The following is a 20,704-nucleotide window of genomic DNA, read 5'->3' as shown; positions in this document are numbered from 1 at the left end:
TACCATATTTTACAGTATATTCATACATCTTTCATCATCCTTTATGCGACAATTTTTACATTTTTAAAAATTGTAAGTTGATATAATGAAAAGACATCACATTTTGTGCTTATTTTAAAATACTGTTTGTTGCTCAACTTTTTCATATTCCATTTTAGATATTTCAAGTGTATCTTTATCAATACTTGTGTTACTTAAATCTGTAAAGCCTACTTTTTCATTTTGGCTGTATTTGTCTTTCATTACTTTTGCTATGTATATAGTATCAAATCTGTTAAGTATAGCACTCCCCGTAATACCAGAGAAGAAAATCAACTGAACATTGTATTTTTTTGCTATATCAAACATAGGAACTAGAAGGTATTCTGCATTGGTGTTCGCAAATGGATTATCCATTATCATTATCATGCCTTCTTTAGCATTTTTCAAATAATCACCCTGTTTTCGTCTTAGGTATGATAATAATGCCGTAAATACAATAAATACAGATACAAATCTTTCTGCGCCAGAATTTTTGTGGTTTATTTCTTCCCAACTCTTTAACTGCATAGCAAACTTCTCGATTTTATATATCTTTATTGTTATTCGCTTAAGTCCTCCTACAAGTTGCTCAAGCAGTTTCTCAGAATTTATTTGAGACATAAGCTGGACATCTATATCATTTAAACTTTCATCTTGAGTTATAGTTTCTATAACGCTTTTAACGTATATATTTATACCTTCCTTATTCAAATCTTCTTTTGAGGGTATAATAATTTGAAGCATTTTCTTTCGTATATTTTTAACATATATAGCTGAATTTTCGTCAATACTAGCTAACTCATCATAAATTGATTCACCATAACTTTCGATTTCATTTACAATAGTATCTCTGAGTTCACCTAAATTCTGTCTTATTGTGTTTTCAGCATTTATTTGCTTTTCTAATATATCTACAAGCAATTTAATACCTTTTTCTACCTTAATAGGTTTATCTTCTATAATTAAATGATTCAAATGATGTTTGAATATTTCATTTGTATCTTTGAACTTTCTATAAATTATATTGAGTTCTGTTTTTATATTTTTCTTGCTTACTTCGAGTAACGAGAATTCTTTATCATATTTATCCATGTTTTCTTTACTCATTTGTTTAATACCATTTTTATCAATTTGGCTTGTAACTTTATCCGATATTGGTATATTTTTGAATTTTTGTAGATTAATTTCTTCAATATTTAATGTGAATTGTTGCTCTTTGAGTAAATCTTTTTTGCTAGTATATTCTGATTTTAATTTTATTTGTTCCTTTTTTCTATTTTCAAATTGAATATTGTGTATTTTATCTAATGGAATTATTTCTTCTATTTCGTATTCGCGTAAATCTTCCTGTAATTGTTGTAATTTACTTTCTAATACTGCTTTAGTTTTTTCATTTTCAAGTGATTGATCTTGTAAGCTGTTAATTTGTTCTTCTATAGTTGATAACTTCTTAGTATATAAGTCATACGTGTCTTTATCATACTTGATATCTTTATAATCTTCTACTGTAATGCTAGACTCTTTAGAGTTTTGGCCTACTTTAGAATCTCTATCTATATTGCTTGCGTATTGCTTTATATCAGTTTTAAGTCCTTTTTCAAGTTCTTTATCTCTCAATAGATCTACATTGTAATGTTGTTCACATGCCTTTAAAGCAGCTTCAATATCACTGATTTCTCTATCTATAAAAAGACCATCTATAGCATTTTCGTATTTAAATAATTCACTTTCAGCTAAATTTCTTTCGCTTTTAAATTCACTTAGTCTGATTTTTTCATTTTCTTTTTCGTTTCTTAGATTAGTTAGCTCCGCAGCTATTATCTTTTCTGTAGACAATAAATTTTTAAGTTCATCATTATATTTTATATTTTCGGATTTAGACTTTTCACTTTTTGTATATATTTCTTTAAATTCCAAAAACTTCTCACTTTTCTTTAATTGTTTTCTCATTCCATCACTTATATTGAGTATGTCATCATTTAATAATTCTACTTTATCTTTTTTATTTTTAGCTAAAATAGCCATATTTAAAATTCTATCATCTTGTAGTTTGATTTCTACTCTTAATTTATTTATATTACTAATAATAACAATATCTTCATTACCGTTATAAGTGTAATTATTTATTATGTTTAACTGCCTCTTCAGATTATCCATTGTTAAATCAATAGATTCTATTTCATCTTTTTGTGTGTTTAGGAGAGATTTAAGTTTCTTGATTTTCTCATTCAACTTATTTTCATCAAGTAAATCCTCAGAAAAAGAGATATAAAAATTCATTGAGCTTGTGGAATATAAGTTGTTTACCCCTGCAATTTGTATTTGCTCATTTAAATTATTTTCATCAACAATAGGAATTGGAATAGATGTATTGATCTTTAATTTTGATAAAATATTTATTTCTTCTCGGCTCATAAGTAGAGAGTAGGGAAGGAATGGATTCTTCTTAATTAATTCTAATTTTTCCTCAAAACTATCTTTTCTTTCTTTTAACCTTTGAAGCCCACGCTTAATACCAATTCCACTGTCTTCAAGTAACTTTTTAAAATCACTTGGGATATCAAGAAGCGAACAATTTTCTAAATTATAAAGTTTTGTTTCTGCTAGAAATTTATTTTTCTGTAAAATTTCTTTTTCTGTTTTATATTTTATATTATTGTCTGTAATTCTTTCTATAAGCTTGTCCCTATTTTTTAATATATCTTCATTTAGTTCATTTCCTTTAAGTATTAAATTAACTTCTTTAGTAAATTTATTAAAAGTCTCCAGCTCTTTTTCTTTACCAGAAAGTTTTGATTTTGATTGATAATTAGTGTTACTAGCATTACTTCTTTCAATATCTAGTAATTCGTTCTCTTTTTTTAACTGTATTTTTGCATTTTTACTCTTAACTAATTGGCTACTTAAATCATCGCTATTTGTTTTTATGTCTTTCTCATAAGAAATTAAATCTTTTTCATCATATGTACCAAAAAAGTTTTTCTCAAATTTAAAATCGTTATAGCTATTAATAAATAGTAAATCTCTACTTAGAAAGTCCTGGATTACATTTTTATTAGACATAACTTTGAGTGTTATATCATTTTTATTATTATTATTTATCTTTAGCTTTGACTCTGCTTTGGTTACATTACTTTCGCAAGATATTATATTCTCATTAGTAGCTTTAATACTATCTTCAACTTTTTTAAGTTTATCATCATATAGTTTTCTTAAAGTAAATCTATAATCTTTAATTTTTATTTGTATTTCATTATCATCCTTTTCAGAGTTTACTATTCTTTCCATGATTTCTGCAAGTTCTTTCCTTTTACCCATAAGATAAAAATAATTTTCTGCACATTTTTGGATAGCTATATTCTTTTTAGTTGAACATTCCTTAGCTTTCAAATCGCTGGTCTTCTTGTTAATTTCATCAATTTTTTCTATTATATTATCTAACTCTTTCATTTTTAGATGTACACTATATGATAACTTTTCAACAGCTATTTGTCTTATTGCTATATCAACTTTGGCTATGGACTTATTGTATACTTCAAACTCAAGGTTAATTTCATCAATTTTAGTTAATACATATCTGTATAACGCCCCAAGTGTATTTTCTGTTTTTTTAAATTCTACTAGTTCTATTTTATATTTTTCAAATTCTGGAGTGATTTTTTTAGAATCAATAATGAATGACTCAAATCCTTGGAGTTTATCTAATATATGCTTTTGACCAACATACTTGTAGATATACTTTTTAAGGTTATCTCTGAGTTCTCCTAATATATCTTTATCATCATTAAGCTTTTCTTCAATAACAGGAAGAATATTATTTTTAAGTAAGGTCTCTGAAGTTGTACTATCTTTATATAATTGAATTAATCCTGCTTCTTGCATGTTAATTTTGCGAATTAAAGATTCCCATTCTTTATAACTTATTCGATGTTCTGCAAGTTTTTTAAAATATTCTGCCTTTTGTGATGTTTCATTGAAATTATAAACTTTAAAATCGCGTAATTCCTTTTGTGCGTTTTTGAGCATTGTTTCGCCTTCATTAAAAGAAATTATTCGCTTTCTCTCATTTTCAACAACTACAAATGGGATATTTGTTATATCGTAGTCGCTTGGCGATGAATAACTATTGGTGAAAGCTAAGTATTTAAGTTTGCGAACACCTTCCACATCTTTATCAGCTTTTATTAGCATACCAATAAGGAAATATTCTCCGCCTTCATCCATTTTTATTTCATTCATTACTATGGTTGGTTCATTAGTATTAAAATAATCTTGAAATGGTCTTTCACCAAGTTTTCTATAAAAACCATCATTTAAAAATGGTTGCATTAGAAATTGAATTAGTACAGTTTTACCTATTCCGTTATCCATACTAAAAAGAACATTACTACCATTTTTAAAATCAAATATTTCATCATATATAGTTCGTCTATCATCGTTGTATTTGATATTGATAATTCGAGATTTACTTATTTTAGGCATTAACATCCTCCTCGTTTTCTTTAAGATTTAAAAGCATATTTATTTCTACTAATCTATCTCCATTAAGCAAATGGTTTATTACAAGTCTATCTAGCTTTATAGTTGGTACAAGACTAGTCTTATCAAGTATATTTGCAAGACCCTCTTTTTCGAGGAAAACACATACCTGTTTTACAAACCATTTTCTTGTTCTTATTTTAGCGTATTCATCATCATTTGTAGCTGAATACCACATGTTTGCAATTACAGATATTGAAAGTTTGGTTTCGATTTCAAGCTCAGTTACGTCCTTTTCAATAAAAGGCTCAAGCCGTTTGCTAATTATGTTTTCTATTTCACTTAATTCGATAGAATCTGTAAGCTTTGTCATAGCTCCTTTCCCACCGTAAAACTTTGATAATAACACAATAATTATGTATATAACTAAATAATAATGTTCAAGAGTTATGTCCTTTTGCTTCCCATCAATATTCATTTTTTGCTTTCCTAAAATAGCAGTTTTCAATTCACTTCTTTTATAACCTAAAAATTCATTATCAATGTTTGGAATTATGTATATAGAATCAGATATCTGTCTTATAGATACTTTAGATTCCAGAGCCATACTATCGAGAATTTCTTTTACACTTTTAATATTATATTGATTAAATAATTCTTTATTTATACTTGATTTTAACTCTCCATTTTCGAGCAAATATACATATATATTTGTAGCCTTTTTTATTTCTTCTAGTAAATATGCCATAGCTATTCCCCCTATCTTAAACTATTTGTAGAATGTAATTATTACATTTTGCTACTGTTATGGTTGTTATTAACTTTTCTTCTTCAATAGGTTCTTTACTACTTTCCTTTGGTAACCTTTCTCTTATTTCTAAAGTTTCTTCATTACTTTTCTTTAAAAATCTTATGCGCTTTATGTTTGATAATTCATTTTTATCATCAACAATTACTTCGTACAATGTACTTTTAAGGTCAAAAGAATCTATTTTCTCATTGGTATAACTCTGATGATATTCATTAAGAAATTCTTCTATGTTTATCTCACCTATTCTTATAAATTCAATCATTACTTCTGTAAATAATCTTATAGTTGGTATCATTTCTATGTATTCATTATATGGTCTTTCGTTATAATCTTCTATAAGCGTTTTAAGCTCTGTATCCCTATGTTTATTCATATATAACAATATACTTTTTACTATTTTTATGTATTTTATTTGATTTATTTTAATTTCACTTTCACCTTTATCTTCGAACAATTCCTCATTTATTTCAGTACCTTTTAATGTGTCTTCTTTTTTGTCTACCTTTTGTTCTTCAAATATTTTATTTAAGTTAAGTCTTTTGGGAACTTTAGGAGTAAATAAACAATTTAAAAGATTATGAACGTTATCAATTCTCGTAATATCTTCTTCAATTGGTTTTAGAACCTTTTGTGTTAAATCAAATTTTTCATTATTATATAGATGACTTAAGCCTTCAAGAGCTTTTACATATACATCACTAAAATCCATATGTTTAGATATAAGTTTAGTAGCTTTTTCAATTATTTTTTTAAGACCTTTTTCTATGTCACCAATGCTATATAATTTATCCATATATTCTATTTCCATATTACCTTCGATAAGTTTAATAACTTTATTTTTCTCTTTCGTAATCATTCTTTTTAAACTACGGAATTTAACATTTTGTTCTCCTAAAATTTCTAAGTTTTTATTGTATGATTCATTAAATTCATCAGCTTCTATAAAAAGGACATCTTCCTTAGCTCTTAGAGTAAAATTATCAATAGCTTGGATTTGAGATGTAATTAAATTATCAAGGTTTCTTACTGCCATTAATCCTTGTTTATAATTCTGATGTTTTATACTTTCTTCTGCTATAAAACTTTCAATTTCTATTTTTAACTTTTGGTCTACTTCAAAAGAATTAAGCATTAGCCTATAACCCTCTTCTGTAAGTGCAAAAGTGCTTTTAGTAGTATCTGCTCTCGAATATTCTTGTTTTACTAAATGGTACTGATATGTTTTTGTGGAATTATTTTCGTAATCATACGCCTCAAATACAAACATAGTTCCTTCATTTCTAAGGACTCTCATGACTATATATTTAGATAAATCATATATATCTTCTTCATTTAAATTAATCTTATAGTATTTACTAAGAAGTCCACTTAAAAAATTATTTATATCCTTATATGTGCACTCCTCATCTTTTAAAGACCTTTCCATGATTAGACATAATACTGTATATACAAGATTAATCATCTGTTGAATGTTTAGTCCATATTTTTCCCATTCTGTCTTTTTAATTACTTGGCTATCTATTAAAAATGGATATGATAATTTTTTCATTCTTTTTTCAAAGTCTTTTAAACAATCTTGCAAGTTAGTTCCCCCTTTTCTAATAAATCTTTATATGTAACTATCTCTTGTGGCACATATAACTTACTATTTAATATTTTAAGTATAGCTTGCTTGTCTCGCTCACTTAGCTGATTTAGAAATAAATCTTTTATATTTTTATTTTGTCCTGGTTTAGTTAAAGGTAATTTTTTATTTATAGATTTATGAATCATCATACTATATGCGCTATTAAATATATGCATATCAAACATATCTTTAAATTTTTCTTTAAGTTCCTCATATATAAGAATGCCTTCAAAATCTATATCTCCCCACTATAAAACTTCTCTAGGATATCTAAGGTATTCTTCTACCATTAAATTATATTCAAGTAGTCCCTTAAATCTACCTTTGCCAGAGGCATATATAATAGTATCAATTGCTGTGCCTAAAACGTTATTGCATCCATTATGCATTAGTTTACGAATGGAATACCAAGTATCTTTATTTTCTATAATAAGAACTCTTTGTTTGTTTTGTTTAGAAAAAGAATAAAATACAAAAGGTTCCGGAGTGGTATAGAAATTAAATTTTTCAATATCTAAGCCAACATTTTTAATAATTGTTTTCCCACGTCCATCTTTTAGAAATTTTTCTTCCTGCCAAATTTCAAATGATAATTCATTTATAGATATAGAAATATCAGATTTTTGCTTATTAACTCTAATATAATTGCTTAAACCTATAACATATTTTCTATCCCTTTTGTATAGACCAATATGAGATTTGTAGTATGCCATATCAAAACCTATATACAATTCATTTCTAATTTCATCTTCATATTTACTATTATCCTCTTCCTTTTTAACTAAAGAATAACGCTTATAAAGAGCAGGATTCTGCCCATTTGTTTTACTAGCTTTTATTGGAACAATTATTTTTTCTTCAATTAATTTTTTTATTAATATAGCAAGCGAATTGTAATCTTTCACACTATAAAACTTTTCTATTTCCTCAAGAGTTAATCTTATCTTTTTTAACTGCTTTATATCTTTCATTATAATTAGGTCTACACCTCAATTCTAAATATTTTCCTAACTTTCTATATATTCGTGAAAAATGCCTAGTGACACATTTCTTTTGTATACACCAAAATCAGATAAAAAAAAGCCCGATAAATTGTTATCAGACGTTATTGGCTATATTATATTAAATCATCTCCTGCGGAGCTGTACCATCTTCATAGAAGATGCAACAGCTTCGAAGAAGATGCGTTAACGACTTCAGAAGTAGATTTATATTTCCACTGAAGTTTTCTACTTGCTAGAATATATGACTCCCGCTTATAGACAAGGGAGACTTTCCTTCTGAAATGCCGTTAACTGATCTACTCTTTAATATTTCAATATCAATTTGATGTTTACCTATCACGTCTTTCATAGCATCAACACCTGCTTTAATCCATTAACTCATCTCCTGCGGAGCTGCAATATTAACAACTTTGGAAGCAGATTTAGACTGCCATTAAAGTAATTTTCCTAGGCTAGACAACTGCCACTTATAGAAGATGGCAGACTTGAAGCTTCCAAAATGTTGTTAAAATCTTTAGAAATTCTTTTTACTACTATTTCTATTAAATGTGTTTTTTCATCAATTAGTTCTTCTGTATTTTTTACCTTGCATTATTTAATAATTATATCATATTGCGCATTGCCATCGGAGCTTAAAATAAAAAGAAATTATAAGTTTATCAACTTTAAAACAAAAATAAAACGCCTACTTCAGTAAGCGTTCATAATTTTTATAGATGAATTTCAAGTTAAATCATCTCTTTTGCTTGTTTAAATTAATATAATTTAATGCCCATTGCTTCTGCTTTAAATATGTTTGCATTCATAAGTTTTAGATCTGGTGATATTATTGGTTTAAACCTCATATGAGCCAAAACATCCTTTTCTAGATCTACTCCTGGAGCTATTTCTTCTAAAGTGACACCTTCTTTTGTTAATCTAAAAACTGCTCTTTCAGTAATATACAAAACTGGTTGAGAAACATCTATAGCATACTCACCACTAAATGTAATTTGCTCAACATTTTCAATGAATTTGTTAACCTTACCTTCTTGAATTATATATAATTTTCCATCACTAATTGCAATTTTCAAACCACCAGCTGTGAAAGTTCCACAGAAAACAACTTTTTTAGAATTCTGAGTTATATTGATAAACCCACCGCATCCTGCAATTTTAGGTCCAAATTTACTTACATTAATATTTCCATTTTCGTCGCATTGAGCAAGACCTAGAAAGGCTATATCAAGACCTCCTCCATCATAGAAATCGAATTGGTTACTTTGATCTAGTATACTTTCAGGATTTATTGAAGCTCCAAAACTTAATCCCCCTGCAGGAATTCCGCCTATTGGGCCTGATTCCAACGTTATTTTCAGTTCGCTCCCAATTCCTTCTTCATTTGCTACCATAGAAATTCCCTCAGGTACACCTATTCCAAGGTTAGTAATAGCATTTGGTTTAAGCTCCATTGCAGCCCTTCTAGATATTATTTTTCGCTCATCTAGTTTTAAACCAGGAATATTACTTAGTGCCATTTTTATTTCACCATTATAGGATGGATTATATTGCTCTGCATAAGTTTGCATATGATTTTCAGGTTTCGAAATTACAATGGCATCCACTAGTATTCCTGGAACCTTAACTTTTCTTGGATCAAGACTACCATTTGCTACAATTTTTTCAACTTGAAGTATTACAATTCCACCGGAATTTTTAGCTGCTTGTGCCATAGACAAAGCATCTAGTGTTACAGCTTCTTTTTCCATAGTTGCGTTCCCATTTTCATCCGCATAAGAAGCCCTAAGAAGTGCCACATTTATAGGAAATGCTTTATAAAACAAATATTCCTTATTATCAATTTCAATAACCTTAACTATATCTTCTTTCGTGATATCGTTTAACTTACCCCCGTCAATTCTAGGATCTACAAAAGTTTTTAAACCAACATGAGTTATAGTTCCTGGTTTACCTGCTGCAATGTCTCTATAAAGGTGGGAAATTACTCCTTGAGGAAGATTGTAAGCTTTAATTTTATTATCAACAGCTAGCTTTACAAGTTTAGGTGCAAGTCCCCAGTGACCACCTATTACTTTTGAAATTAAGCCTTCCTCTCCAAGACGATTTAACCCCTTATCTTTTGAATCCCCTTGACCCGCTGCATATACTAAAGTTAAATTGTTCGGATGTCCCTTTTCAAGAAAAGATTCATTAATTTGTATAGTTAATTCTTCAGGGTGGCCTGAGCCAATAAATCCTCCAACTGCAACAGTATCCCCATTTTTTATTAAATCCACTGCTTTTTCTTTGGAAATAACTTTAGATTTCATTTTTCACTCTCCTTCCATATTATCTTGTATAATTTTATGTCGAAATTATCACACCAATTTAAAAATTAATATTGTTTTACAATTTAATATTTATTTTTTTGTAAATCTCTTTCTAAAAAGTATAAAAGTGCTTCTGTACGTTCCTTTTGTTTCTTTTGTAAAAACTCTGGTGTCCAATTATAGAAACCTTTCCCACTTTTACTGCCTATTTCTCCTTGTTTAACTTTATCCATTAACAGCTTAGAAGGTTCTGTGTAATTACATAAATCTTTAAATAAATATGAAGATATGTTATTAAATATATCTAATCCACCTAGATCAGCACTGCATAATGGTCCAGTGACAGGTAATCTTCTTCCATGACCAAACTCCATAGCTTTATCTACTTCTTCAGGTTTTGCCCAACCTTTTTCAACTATATATAATGCTTCTCTAAGGAGCGCAAGTTGAAGACGATTTCCTATAAACCCTAAACATTCCTTTTCCATACGGACGGCTTTTTTACCTATAAACTCAACCCATTCCAAGGTAATTGCTATAGTATCTTGTGATGTTTTTTCCCCAGGTACTACTTCTACTAAAGGAATTAAGTGTGGTGGATTCCAAAAATGAGCTACAATAACCCTTTCTTTGTGTTTTGTATTTTTAGCTAAATCTGTTGGACTAAGTCCTGATGTATTAGACACTAATATTACTTCTGGTAAGCAGATTTCATCTAAACTTTGAAATATGTTTTGTTTAAGCTCCAAATCTTCAGCTAAGGATTCTATTATAAAATCAGCATTTTCTGCTGCTTCTTCAATGGTTTTAACTCCCTTTATTTTACTTAAGATTTCTTCATAGCTTTTATCTTCTAATTTTCCTTGAGTCTCTAGCATAGATAAAGCGTTTTTTATGCTATTAAATCCTCTATCTAAACTTGCATCAGATCTACCATACATAACTACATTCAATCCTGCTTTTGCACAGAGCAGTGCTATACCATGACCCATAGTCCCAGTGCCTAATACGGCTACATTTTTTATTTTCATTATTTATATCCTTTCAATACATTTTTAATATACTAATTATTTATTGAAAAATCATAATTCCTGCGATTGCAATTATATTTCCAACAATGAATAACAACACAGAAAAACCAATTAGGTCACGTATTCTTATTTTTGCAATTGCTAATAATGGTAAAGCCCAGAATGGACAAACAACATTCCAAATACTTTCTCCCCAAGCAACTCCCATTGCAACTTTCCATGGTTCTACACCTAAAGCAGCTGCTGCTGGAAGCATGAATGGTGCTTGCACAGCCCAATGTCCACCCGCTGAAGGAACAAATACACTAATTACAAGAGATGAAAAATAACAAAACAATTCAAATGTCTTTGGGGTTGCAGCACTAAGTAACCAATTTGAAATCAGAGTCACAAGACCGCTTCCTACCATAATCCCCATTATTCCTGCGTAGAAAGGAAACTGAAGAATAATTCCTCCTGCTGTGCTTGTGCCCTTATTAAATGCATCTACGTATTTAATTAATGATCCATGGCATAATACGCCAAGTACAATAAATATTATTATTACCGTATTTATATTTAAATTAAATCCCTTGTTAATAAAATACATTACTAAGAAACATAGACCCATAGCCCATAATGTAATATTCAAAATTTTACTTCTGTCTAATTTATCTGCTAAAGTTAATTTTGTTGTTGTTTCTACAGGAGCTTCTATTTCATCTTCTGCAAAAAGTGAAGGATCTGCAATAACTTCTTCCCCTTTTTTCGGCATCATAAGTAAACAAACAAGTGGAATAATTATAATTAACGCACCAGTTATGAATAAATTTTGTGCTCCAAAAATAGTTTTTGTAAGCGGAACTAATCCCATTGCCTTTTCAGCAAAATGTCCCGGTGTATTTATTAATAATGGTACTGATGCTGATAATCCTCCATGTGTAATAATTATTCCAGAAAATGCTGCTGTTACAATTAATCTGAAATCTGTGTCTTTGTGATATTTAGCAGCTTCTCTCGCAAGTAATCCTCCTGCAATTAATCCAAGTCCCCAATTTAAATAATATAAAACCATGGATGCAAGAGCAATAAACAGAATTGTTTGCTTTGGAGTTTTAGGTATTCTAATCAACTTTTTCAAATATTTTTGTATTACATTTGAAGATGCTAAAGCATATCCACTAATTAACATAAGAGACATCTGCATTGCAAATGAAAGTAAGTTAAATACACCATCACCCCAATCTTGAACTATATCAAATGGAGTTGTAGGAGTGAAAATCAAAGCCATAACAGCGACAAATAAAGTGATAATCTATGCTATAGTAAATGGGTGGGGTAAATATTTTTCCATAACTTTAAGAAAAAAAGAAAGCATTTTTTTTATCATTTTTTTTACCATCCTTTTCTATATTTTTACCAACCTTCTCTATATTGATTCGTTCTTTTAATATTGGGATTAGAAATTCTTATGTTATTGTTAATATTATAGATTTTCAAAGCCCGAACTTAAGTTATACTAATAATATATTGTTAGCATAACTTAATCCATAACCTTGTACTCCTACAACTACTTGTAAGTATTTTATTTATTTTATATAGAATTCTGAAGCTTTCAACTGATGAATCAATCTTCTATTAAACTCTTTTTTAAGTTTTTCGATTTCTTCTGGTTTATATTCATAGAAACCAGCTCCAGCTTTAATTCCAAGCTTTCCAGCTTCAACTTTTTCACGTAATATTTGATTTGATTGTGTTGAATTATCCATTTCTTTTAACAAATTATCGCCTACCGTACACCAAATATCTAAACCACCAAAGTCAGCCACTTCTAATTGACCTGTTGTAGCATAACGAAATCCTGGACCAAATTTTAATGCTTTATCTATTTCAGCAGGTTCTGCAACCCCTTGCTCTATGAGTGAAAATACTTCCCTTGCAACTCCTTGCTGTATACGATTTGCAACAAGTCCTGGAACATCTTTTAGAACTTTAATTGTTTGTTTTTTAATTGATTTGAAAAGCTCCTGTACTTCTTTAAAAATATCTTCTGGCATGTTTCCGAAGAATGATATTTCTACTATTGGCATTATTAGTGCTGGATTATACCAATGATTTACTAGCATTCTTTTTTTTCGTTCATCACTCACAGCTGCCAACATTTGATTTAATTTTAGGCTAGAGGTGTTACTTGCAAAAATTGCATTTGCAGGTGCATACTTGTCCAATTTAGAAAACAAGTCTGTCTTTATTTCAATTTTTTCAGGTGTAGCTTCAATTATATAGTCTCTATCATTAGTTGCCTTCTCTAAATCATTAAAAAGTGTAATATTATTCAATGCTTTTGTAACCGTTTGCTTATCGAATAGGCTTTCTTCTACTAACTCTGACAATTCTTTTTCCATTGTGTCTTTCACATTTTTTAATGTTTCTTCATTAGTATCAAACAAATTTACAGGATACCCATAAAGAGCAAACGATTCTGCAATACTATGTCCCATTGTTCCAGCACCAATTACAGCTATTTTTTTTATCATTTTATATTTCCTCCTCTTTATTTTATACCTAATATTTCTCTTGCTTCTGATGGTGTCGCTGCTTCTTTATTAAATTCTTTAAGTATCCTAACTGCTCTTTCTACAACTTCTGCATTTGATTTTGCCACTCTTCCATGTGAATAATAAATATTATCTTCTAATCCTACACGAATATGACCGCCAAGAGCAATAGTTGCATAAAGAATTGATAAATGCTGTTGTCCTATACCCAAAGCTGACCAAGTTGAGCCTTCAGGAATTAAACTTTTTAAATAAACAAGATTTTCAACAGTTGCTGCAGTTCCGCCTGCTGCACCTAAAACTAATTGGTAGTGTACGGGTGCATCTAGAACACCTTTTTTAACATAATATAATGTGTTATATATCATTCCTGCATCAAAAATTTCTACTTCTGGTTTAACTTTATTTTTTTGCATACACTTACCCAATTCTTCTAAAAATGGTGGTGTATTATAAAATACCGAGTTATTCATCCAATTCATTGTACCCGCATCATAAGAAGCCATTTCAGGTTTCAACTCATTCAAATGTAACATTCTAGTTTCATCTGTAGCATATATATCTCCAGAAGTTGTTACGTTTATAATGACATCACAATCTTTTTTTTCTTTGATTAATTTCACGGTTTCTGCAAAACTATCTTTATTCATTGTTCCTTTACCCTGTTCATCAATCATATGAAGATGAACGATTGCTGCTCCAGCCTTCCAACACTCATATGCTTGATTTGCAATCTCTTGAGGTGTGGTTGGAATATTTGGATTTTTGTCCTTTCTTGGGAACGCTCCTGTCAATGCTGCTGTAATAATTGTTTTTTTCATTTTATAACATCCTTTCATTTGAATTTATATCTACAACACTATATATAGCAACTATGATGCCAATTAATTTTTCACTGATACATCAGCATTTGTCTAACTAAAAAAGAAGAGGTGATGAATTTTATCATCACTTCTTCTTTAAAATATCATGAAACCGTTTGTATGGCTTGTATTGAATGTGATTCCATTTGTAATCACATTCGATTCCATTAGTAATCGCTGGTTTCAATTCCAACTTCTATTTTATATTTTAGAAAGATTTATTCCTAGCTTTTTGCATTTTTTCACAATTGTAGATTGATTAATACCTATATGTTCAGCTGCCTTTCGTGTAGATCCATATCTTTTTATAGCTTTTGTTATAATGTTTTTTTCTAGTTCTTGTACTGCTTGTTTAATATTAAGATTATTGTGTAATGTACCTAAATTTAAATCATTCTTCTCTATACCAAGCAATAAAGCTATATCATTTTCTTCAACAATATCTTTTAAGCTTATAACTACTACCCTCTCAATAAAATTCTCTAGCTCTCTCACATTACCTGGCCATTTATAATTTTGTAGCATCTTTAAAGACCCAGTGGTAAGATTAACATTTTTATTATGTTTTTTGTTGTTAGTATTTAAAAATTCATTTGTCAAATTCTCTATATCACCCTTGTGTTCCCTTAAAGGTGGTATATTTACAGGCACAATATTTAATCTGTAGAACAAGTCTTCTCTGAATCTTTTTTCATTAACTTCCTTCTTAAGATCTCTATTTGTAGATGCAATAACTCTAAAATCAATTTTTATCACTTTTTTTCCACCAACATGCATGAATTCTTTTTCTTGTAATACTCGAAGCAATTTACTTTGCATATTTAACGGCATATCACCTATTTCATCTAAAAGTATTGTTCCATTTTTTGCTAATTCAAATAGACCCATCTTTCCAACTTTTTTTGCATCAGTAAACGCCCCTCCTTCATACCCGAAAAGCTCTGATTCCACCAATTCTGCCGGAATTGCTGAACAGTTTACTTTTATAAAAGGTTTGTCTTTCCTTTTGCTATAATTATAGATTTCATCTGCAATTATTTCTTTTCCTGTACCTGATTCCCCGGTTATTAAAACAGTTGTATCTGTTAATGCAACTGTTTGAACAAGTCGCATTATAGACTGCATTTTTTCATCCGTAAAAACAGTATTCTTAAGCGATACTTGCTTGTGCCTTAAAAACTTTATTTCTTCTATTGATTTTTCTCTATTTGCCTTTAGTTTTACAATCTTATTCTCCAGTTCTTTTAAATCAGAAGTGTCTCTGTTGTTGATAACTACTAACTTAATCTTTCCATTTTCATCAAAAATTGGGTTGCCTGTTACTAAAACCTCTTTATTATTCTTTAATATTTTCCCAATGGAGTTTATTTCTTTTCTATTTTTTATAACCTCCATGGTTACTGCCCCTTTATATAGTTTTCCTTCACTCACTATATCCTTAACATTTCTACCTATGATCTCATTTCTACTAATTCCTGTTGAATTGACATAAGAATCGTTTACAAAAATGGTATTTCCCTCTCCACTCGCAATATATATACCATCGTGTAAATTATTAGAAATCTCTCTAAAATCAAGATAATTATCTATGAAATCACTATAATTCATGTTAACTAAATCATATTTTTGTTCTAAAGCTTTTTTATACTGTGCATTTATATCCGATTTTCTAATGATTACCATCATGTCATTAATATATTTCATGATTTTTTTAACTTTTAACTCATCGCCCACTTTAATCACCACTCTTAAATAAGAATTTATTTTTTATTATTAGCATACCCTGTAGTAATAAGAAATACAGTTAACTATCAAAAAACAATAATTGTAGTATATATGATTCTTTTAAACTACTCTACTTTGAGTATACTACAGATTTTGGCGTTATACCTTATTCTGCAAAAATTATAGCATAACGTCACTCATGAACATTATATTAAGGCTCTAAAAAACAAACCCTAATCAAATAAACAATATTGTTTAACAATTAGGGCTAAATTTTTTTTTATTAACAGTTGCTAAGTAACGTTAGTTGGCATGTGAAAGCATGACCGAATCCTTGCCTTAGAATAAGTGCAACGTAGTTCACTACATTACCAATTTTTATAAACTATTTTAGAATCTCTTAATTTAAGTTTTTTAATTACCCTAAGAACTCGTGGACGATTATACCGTTGTAATGTAATTGGGTAAATATTTAAAAATATATTGAAAAATGTTAACCATATTATATTCTTAAATGAATGTTCCATACACACATATATGGAAATAATCAAAATTATAATAGCAATAATTGTGTGTCCAAATTCGGAAGTTCTCGTTCGGTATTCATAATATTCTAATGGAATCAGTGATTTTCTAATAGGATTTTCTTTTTCTCTGCTTCTCTCCCACCCACTCAATACTAATAATTTTCTGAAAAAATTAACACCAATGTACTTATATATTTTCCCTTCCATTTCAATAGGTTGACTATTAAAATAAGATGATTTAAGTTCCGGTATCAATAATGTTTCTACTATGGACATCCAAATCATCAACAAAAAGTTAAGTATAATAGCATATGCTAATGAACTCATACTAATAAGTGGGAATAAAACAATCAAAGCTACCCCAACCGTTGTCATTAATACAATAACCCATTTAACGAATGTATTTTTATTTATTTTGATCATGTTGCATTATCCACCTTTCTTATGTAGATGAATCACTAAGCATATGTATATTTTTCATCAGTTTTTATCTAATAATTGGTACAACACCTGAGTCCCACTATTCTCTTTACCCAGCACAACTAGTTCATCATATAACTCTTTTGAAAGTTTAAGCCCTGGTGCAAGAAAACCCATCTCTTTTGCTTCTGATAATGCAATGTTCATATCTTTAACAAAATGCTTAACATAAAAACCAGGTTCAAAGTCTCCTTTAAGCATTTTAGGAGCTAAATTACTAAGAGACCAGCTTCCAGCCGCACCTGATTCAATTGATTTTAGTACCGTTTCAGGATTTAATCCTGCCTTTTTAGCATAAATCATTGCTTCACAAACACCAATCATATTAGATGCAATTGCTATTTGGTTACACATTTTTGTGTGCTGACCTGCACCTGCATTTCCCTGCAAAATTATATTCTTACCCATTAATTCAAATATAGGTTTTATTTTTTCAAAAATTTCTTTGTCCCCACCTACCATAATAGCTAAGTTAGCATTTTTTGCGCCAATATCTCCACCTGAAACAGGGGCATCTAGTGCATTTATACCGTGAGCTTTAGCCTCTGTATAAATTTGCTTAGCTAAAGAAGGTTTTGAGGTAGTCATATCAATTACAGTACTTTCTATTTTCGAATTCTTTATAATACCTTGATCACCAAAATATATACCCTCGACATCCTTTGGGTAGCCTACCATTGTAATAATAACATCTACACTCGACGATAATTCTGCCACGTTTTCCTTCCATATTGCACCTGCGTCTAGCAAAGACTGTGCATGAAGTTTTGTCCTGTTATAAACGTATAGGGTTAATCCTGAACTTAGAATATTATTAGCCATACTTTTCCCCATAACACCTGTACCAATGAAGCCAATTTTTAATTTTTTGTTTAACAAACAAATCTCCTCCATTTATTTATAGATTTCTATATCAATAGGTAAAAATTTTTTAATTAATTAATCTAAACCTGATTTTTGAACATTTTCTATTGTTTTATTATTATTATTATTGATTTTTGTCGTAGTAACCTTTTCTTGTGGTACTACCATCCCAGCTGGTTTTGTAATATCTTTTATAGGGAGATTTGCATTTGCCTCTTTCATTAATTTACCCCAAATTAATGCTGCATCATTACTGTTTAAATTATAAAACTTTTTATTGTCATCATTGCCTATCCAAACTGCAGCTGAATAATATGGTGTTAAACCACAGAACCATAAATCTTTTAAATCAGTAGCAGTTCCTGTTTTACCTACGACTGGCATATCTCCATACTTTGCGCTAGGTCCTGTACCACCAGCACTTGTTGGTCCTTTCAATAAATCATACATTGTATAAGCAGTTTGAGCATTAACTACTTGTCTAGTAATATATTTAGTGTTTAATAAAACTTTTCCAGTTCTATCTACAACTTTAGTATATAATCTAGGGTTAGTATACATGCCCGAGTTTCCAAAAACTCCATAGGATGCTGACATTAGCAGAGGAGTTTCACCACCATTAAATTGACCAAGTGCCATGGTTGCAATATTTTCATCAGCTGGCGTAACACTTAATCCAAACTTTTGAGCATAAGCATATCCTGTTGCTACAGTTATTTTATCCTCAAGATTAATAGCGGCTAAATTTTGAGAGGTTTTTATAGCAGAACGTATTGTAATTGGCCCCCGAGGAGTATTATCATCACTTGGATTATAAGGAGTTCCATTTGACGATGCATATTTTTTAGCAATAGAACTTGAAAGTGGCGAATCATCTATTATAGAATTTGCTGTATATTTGTTAGATGCAATTGCAGGAGTATATACCGTTAAAGGCTTACTACTCGAACCAGTTGATCTAGGAAAGTTAACATCATCTACTGCTCTGTTATATGAGTTTGCAGGTAGCGCACCCCTTCCCCCTATAATTGCTTTAACTTCCCCATTATGGTAGTCGAAAATTACCGAAGAAGACTGAATAGCCTTTTTACTTGTATTATTAACTTTATTAAATACCGGGTCATTATCCAATATCTTTTGAGATTTATCTTGAAGATTCTTATCCATAGTTGAATATATTTTTAGTCCCCCACTTGTTAATAAAGCCGTAACCTGTGATTTGGTATAACTATATTGAGTCATCAAATCAGCTTTAATTTGATTAACAACAGATCTAGAAAAGGATTCATATGCATATTTATCTAAATGTTGATTAGGTCGCGTAAAAACTATTCCTTTAATTTTCAAACTGTTCATTGCATCATCATATTCATTACTCGAAATTGAGTTAGTTTCTTTCATTTTATATAATACCAATTTAGTTTTGTTTATATATTTACTTGGATCTTTTCTTGCTGAATTCGTAAATGGGTAAAAGCCTGAAGGGCTCTGTGCCATACCTGCAATAAATGCACTTTGAACTAATGTTAAATTTTTTGAAGTTTTGTTAAAATACTGGTATGCTGCTGCTTCAACACCATATGCATTTCCACCTAAGAAAATAGTGTTCATGTAAGCTTCTAATATATCGTCCTTTGACATAGATTTATTTAATTCTATGGCAAGATAAGCTTCTTGTATTTTACGTTTATAGTCAAGTCTATTATTTAAAGACTCATCCAAGAAAACAGTGTTTTTTATAAGTTGTTGAGTTAATGTAGACGCCCCTTGAGTAGTCTTATTACCATGAAAGAGTTTGTTTTGAACATCCACAAATACCGCTCTAGCAATTCCTTTTAAATCTATTCCTCCATCTGTACGAAATCTCTGATCCTCTATAGCTATGAATGCTGGTCCCAAGTATAATGATGTTTCACTTAATGATACATCGGTTCTTTTTACGACTTGTCCATCTGTGGTAATTACATCATCCATTGAATTTCCCTTGTCATCATAAATAACAGATGTTTGTTTCAGATTTGAAATTTGTTGAATATTTAATGCTGGTGCAGTTTTTATAAGTGCAAGAACAACACCAGCACCAGCTACAGTTCCAATAACTAAAATCAACACCATAGTTAAAATGATATTTTTAAAAATGTTGTGTGATTTTTTAACTTTCCTCTTGTGTTTTGTTTGTGCCATATACTGTTTCTCCTCCTAAAAATATTACACTGCTGGTAATATAACTCATATTTTAGATTATAGACCTTATCCCAAGTTTTTCATAATTCTCTCAGTTTTTTTCAAACTAATATTTTTTCAATGTTTTTTCACTTCAATTAAAGTTATAAAAATCTCAAAGAATAATGATGATCTACGCAAAGGTGTCACCGTTTACATAAATAAACTTGAACTTGTGTCTATGTAATTAACTAGAAATATAG

At 29.6% G+C, this 20,704-nt stretch carries 14 protein-coding genes; all 14 read right to left on the bottom strand.

The features are described from left to right. Window positions 1-114 precede the first annotated feature (114 nt). A complete protein-coding gene (locus tag KPL38_RS03425) occupies window positions 115-4,503 on the bottom strand; it encodes a rhoptry family protein (protein ID WP_216287043.1) in 4,389 nt (1,462 codons plus the stop codon). Next, window positions 4,496-5,248 carry a DUF6063 family protein gene (locus KPL38_RS03420; RefSeq protein ID WP_216287041.1) on the bottom strand — a complete coding sequence of 251 codons (753 nt, stop codon included), beginning with the start codon at window positions 5,246-5,248 and terminating at the stop codon, window positions 4,496-4,498. Before KPL38_RS03420 ends, KPL38_RS03425 begins: the two co-directional genes overlap by 8 nt. Before the next feature lie 16 nt (window positions 5,249-5,264). Then, window positions 5,265-6,893 (bottom strand): hypothetical protein, encoded by a 1,629-nt coding sequence (locus tag KPL38_RS03415; RefSeq protein WP_216287039.1) that lies wholly within the window; start codon window positions 6,891-6,893, stop codon window positions 5,265-5,267. Beyond that, window positions 6,878-7,114: a hypothetical protein gene (locus tag KPL38_RS03410; RefSeq protein ID WP_216287030.1), complete on the bottom strand. Its 237-nt coding sequence runs from the start codon at window positions 7,112-7,114 to the stop codon at window positions 6,878-6,880. The genes KPL38_RS03415 and KPL38_RS03410 overlap by 16 nt, the downstream gene beginning before the upstream one ends. 72 nt (window positions 7,115-7,186) lie before the next feature. Next, the gene (locus KPL38_RS03405) at window positions 7,187-7,909 is read right to left on the bottom strand and encodes a hypothetical protein (RefSeq protein ID WP_216287028.1); all 723 of its coding nucleotides are present in this window, start codon (window positions 7,907-7,909) and stop codon (window positions 7,187-7,189) included. Between the two features lie 788 nt (window positions 7,910-8,697). After that, window positions 8,698-10,251 (bottom strand): acyl CoA:acetate/3-ketoacid CoA transferase, encoded by a 1,554-nt coding sequence (locus KPL38_RS03400; protein ID WP_216287027.1) that lies wholly within the window; start codon window positions 10,249-10,251, stop codon window positions 8,698-8,700. A gap of 83 nt (window positions 10,252-10,334) precedes the next feature. Then, on the bottom strand, window positions 10,335-11,282 hold the full coding sequence (locus KPL38_RS03395; RefSeq protein WP_216287019.1) for a 3-hydroxyacyl-CoA dehydrogenase family protein: 948 nt from the start codon (window positions 11,280-11,282) through the stop codon (window positions 10,335-10,337). 40 nt (window positions 11,283-11,322) lie between these two features. Next, a complete protein-coding gene (locus KPL38_RS03390) occupies window positions 11,323-12,573 on the bottom strand; it encodes a short-chain fatty acid transporter (RefSeq protein ID WP_312884139.1) in 1,251 nt (416 codons plus the stop codon). Window positions 12,574-12,850: 277 nt separating this feature from the next. After that, a complete protein-coding gene (locus KPL38_RS03385; RefSeq protein WP_216287015.1) occupies window positions 12,851-13,798 on the bottom strand; it encodes a 3-hydroxyacyl-CoA dehydrogenase family protein in 948 nt (315 codons plus the stop codon). Window positions 13,799-13,815: 17 nt separating this feature from the next. After that, window positions 13,816-14,640 carry a beta-keto acid cleavage family enzyme gene (locus KPL38_RS03380; protein ID WP_216287013.1) on the bottom strand — a complete coding sequence of 275 codons (825 nt, stop codon included), beginning with the start codon at window positions 14,638-14,640 and terminating at the stop codon, window positions 13,816-13,818. 243 nt (window positions 14,641-14,883) lie between these two features. Beyond that, a complete protein-coding gene (locus tag KPL38_RS03375; protein ID WP_216287011.1) occupies window positions 14,884-16,425 on the bottom strand; it encodes a sigma-54 interaction domain-containing protein in 1,542 nt (513 codons plus the stop codon). Window positions 16,426-16,775: 350 nt separating this feature from the next. Beyond that, entirely contained in the window at window positions 16,776-17,357 is a 582-nt protein-coding gene (locus KPL38_RS03370) for a glycosyl-4,4'-diaponeurosporenoate acyltransferase CrtO family protein (RefSeq protein WP_216287010.1), read from the bottom strand. 57 nt (window positions 17,358-17,414) lie between these two features. Beyond that, complete coding sequence (locus KPL38_RS03365; protein ID WP_376769012.1) at window positions 17,415-18,293, bottom strand: NAD(P)-dependent oxidoreductase; 879 nt, start codon at window positions 18,291-18,293, stop codon at window positions 17,415-17,417. A gap of 60 nt (window positions 18,294-18,353) precedes the next feature. Continuing rightward, window positions 18,354-20,462, bottom strand: coding sequence for a transglycosylase domain-containing protein (locus KPL38_RS03360; RefSeq protein WP_216287006.1), 2,109 nt, complete (start codon window positions 20,460-20,462; stop codon window positions 18,354-18,356). Between the last annotated feature and the right edge of the window lie 242 nt (window positions 20,463-20,704).

This window comes from Clostridium psychrophilum, assembly GCF_018861705.1.
Classification (GTDB): domain Bacteria; phylum Bacillota; class Clostridia; order Clostridiales; family Clostridiaceae; genus Clostridium_AD; species Clostridium_AD psychrophilum.
Note: the sequence above shows the minus strand (reverse complement) of the source record. Positions and strands in the feature narration are given on the sequence as shown.

Coding starts and splice junctions, on each gene's coding strand:
- KPL38_RS03425 (WP_216287043.1), bottom strand. CDS start 4,503: ATGCCTAAAATAAGTAAATCTCGAATTATCAATATCAAATACAACGAT.
- KPL38_RS03420 (WP_216287041.1), bottom strand. CDS start 5,248: ATGGCATATTTACTAGAAGAAATAAAAAAGGCTACAAATATATATGTA.
- KPL38_RS03410 (WP_216287030.1), bottom strand. CDS start 7,114: ATGCATATATTTAATAGCGCATATAGTATGATGATTCATAAATCTATA.
- KPL38_RS03405 (WP_216287028.1), bottom strand. CDS start 7,909: ATGAAAGATATAAAGCAGTTAAAAAAGATAAGATTAACTCTTGAGGAA.
- KPL38_RS03400 (WP_216287027.1), bottom strand. CDS start 10,251: ATGAAATCTAAAGTTATTTCCAAAGAAAAAGCAGTGGATTTAATAAAA.
- KPL38_RS03395 (WP_216287019.1), bottom strand. CDS start 11,282: ATGAAAATAAAAAATGTAGCCGTATTAGGCACTGGGACTATGGGTCAT.
- KPL38_RS03385 (WP_216287015.1), bottom strand. CDS start 13,798: ATGATAAAAAAAATAGCTGTAATTGGTGCTGGAACAATGGGACATAGT.
- KPL38_RS03380 (WP_216287013.1), bottom strand. CDS start 14,640: ATGAAAAAAACAATTATTACAGCAGCATTGACAGGAGCGTTCCCAAGA.
- KPL38_RS03370 (WP_216287010.1), bottom strand. CDS start 17,357: ATGATCAAAATAAATAAAAATACATTCGTTAAATGGGTTATTGTATTA.
- KPL38_RS03360 (WP_216287006.1), bottom strand. CDS start 20,462: ATGGCACAAACAAAACACAAGAGGAAAGTTAAAAAATCACACAACATT.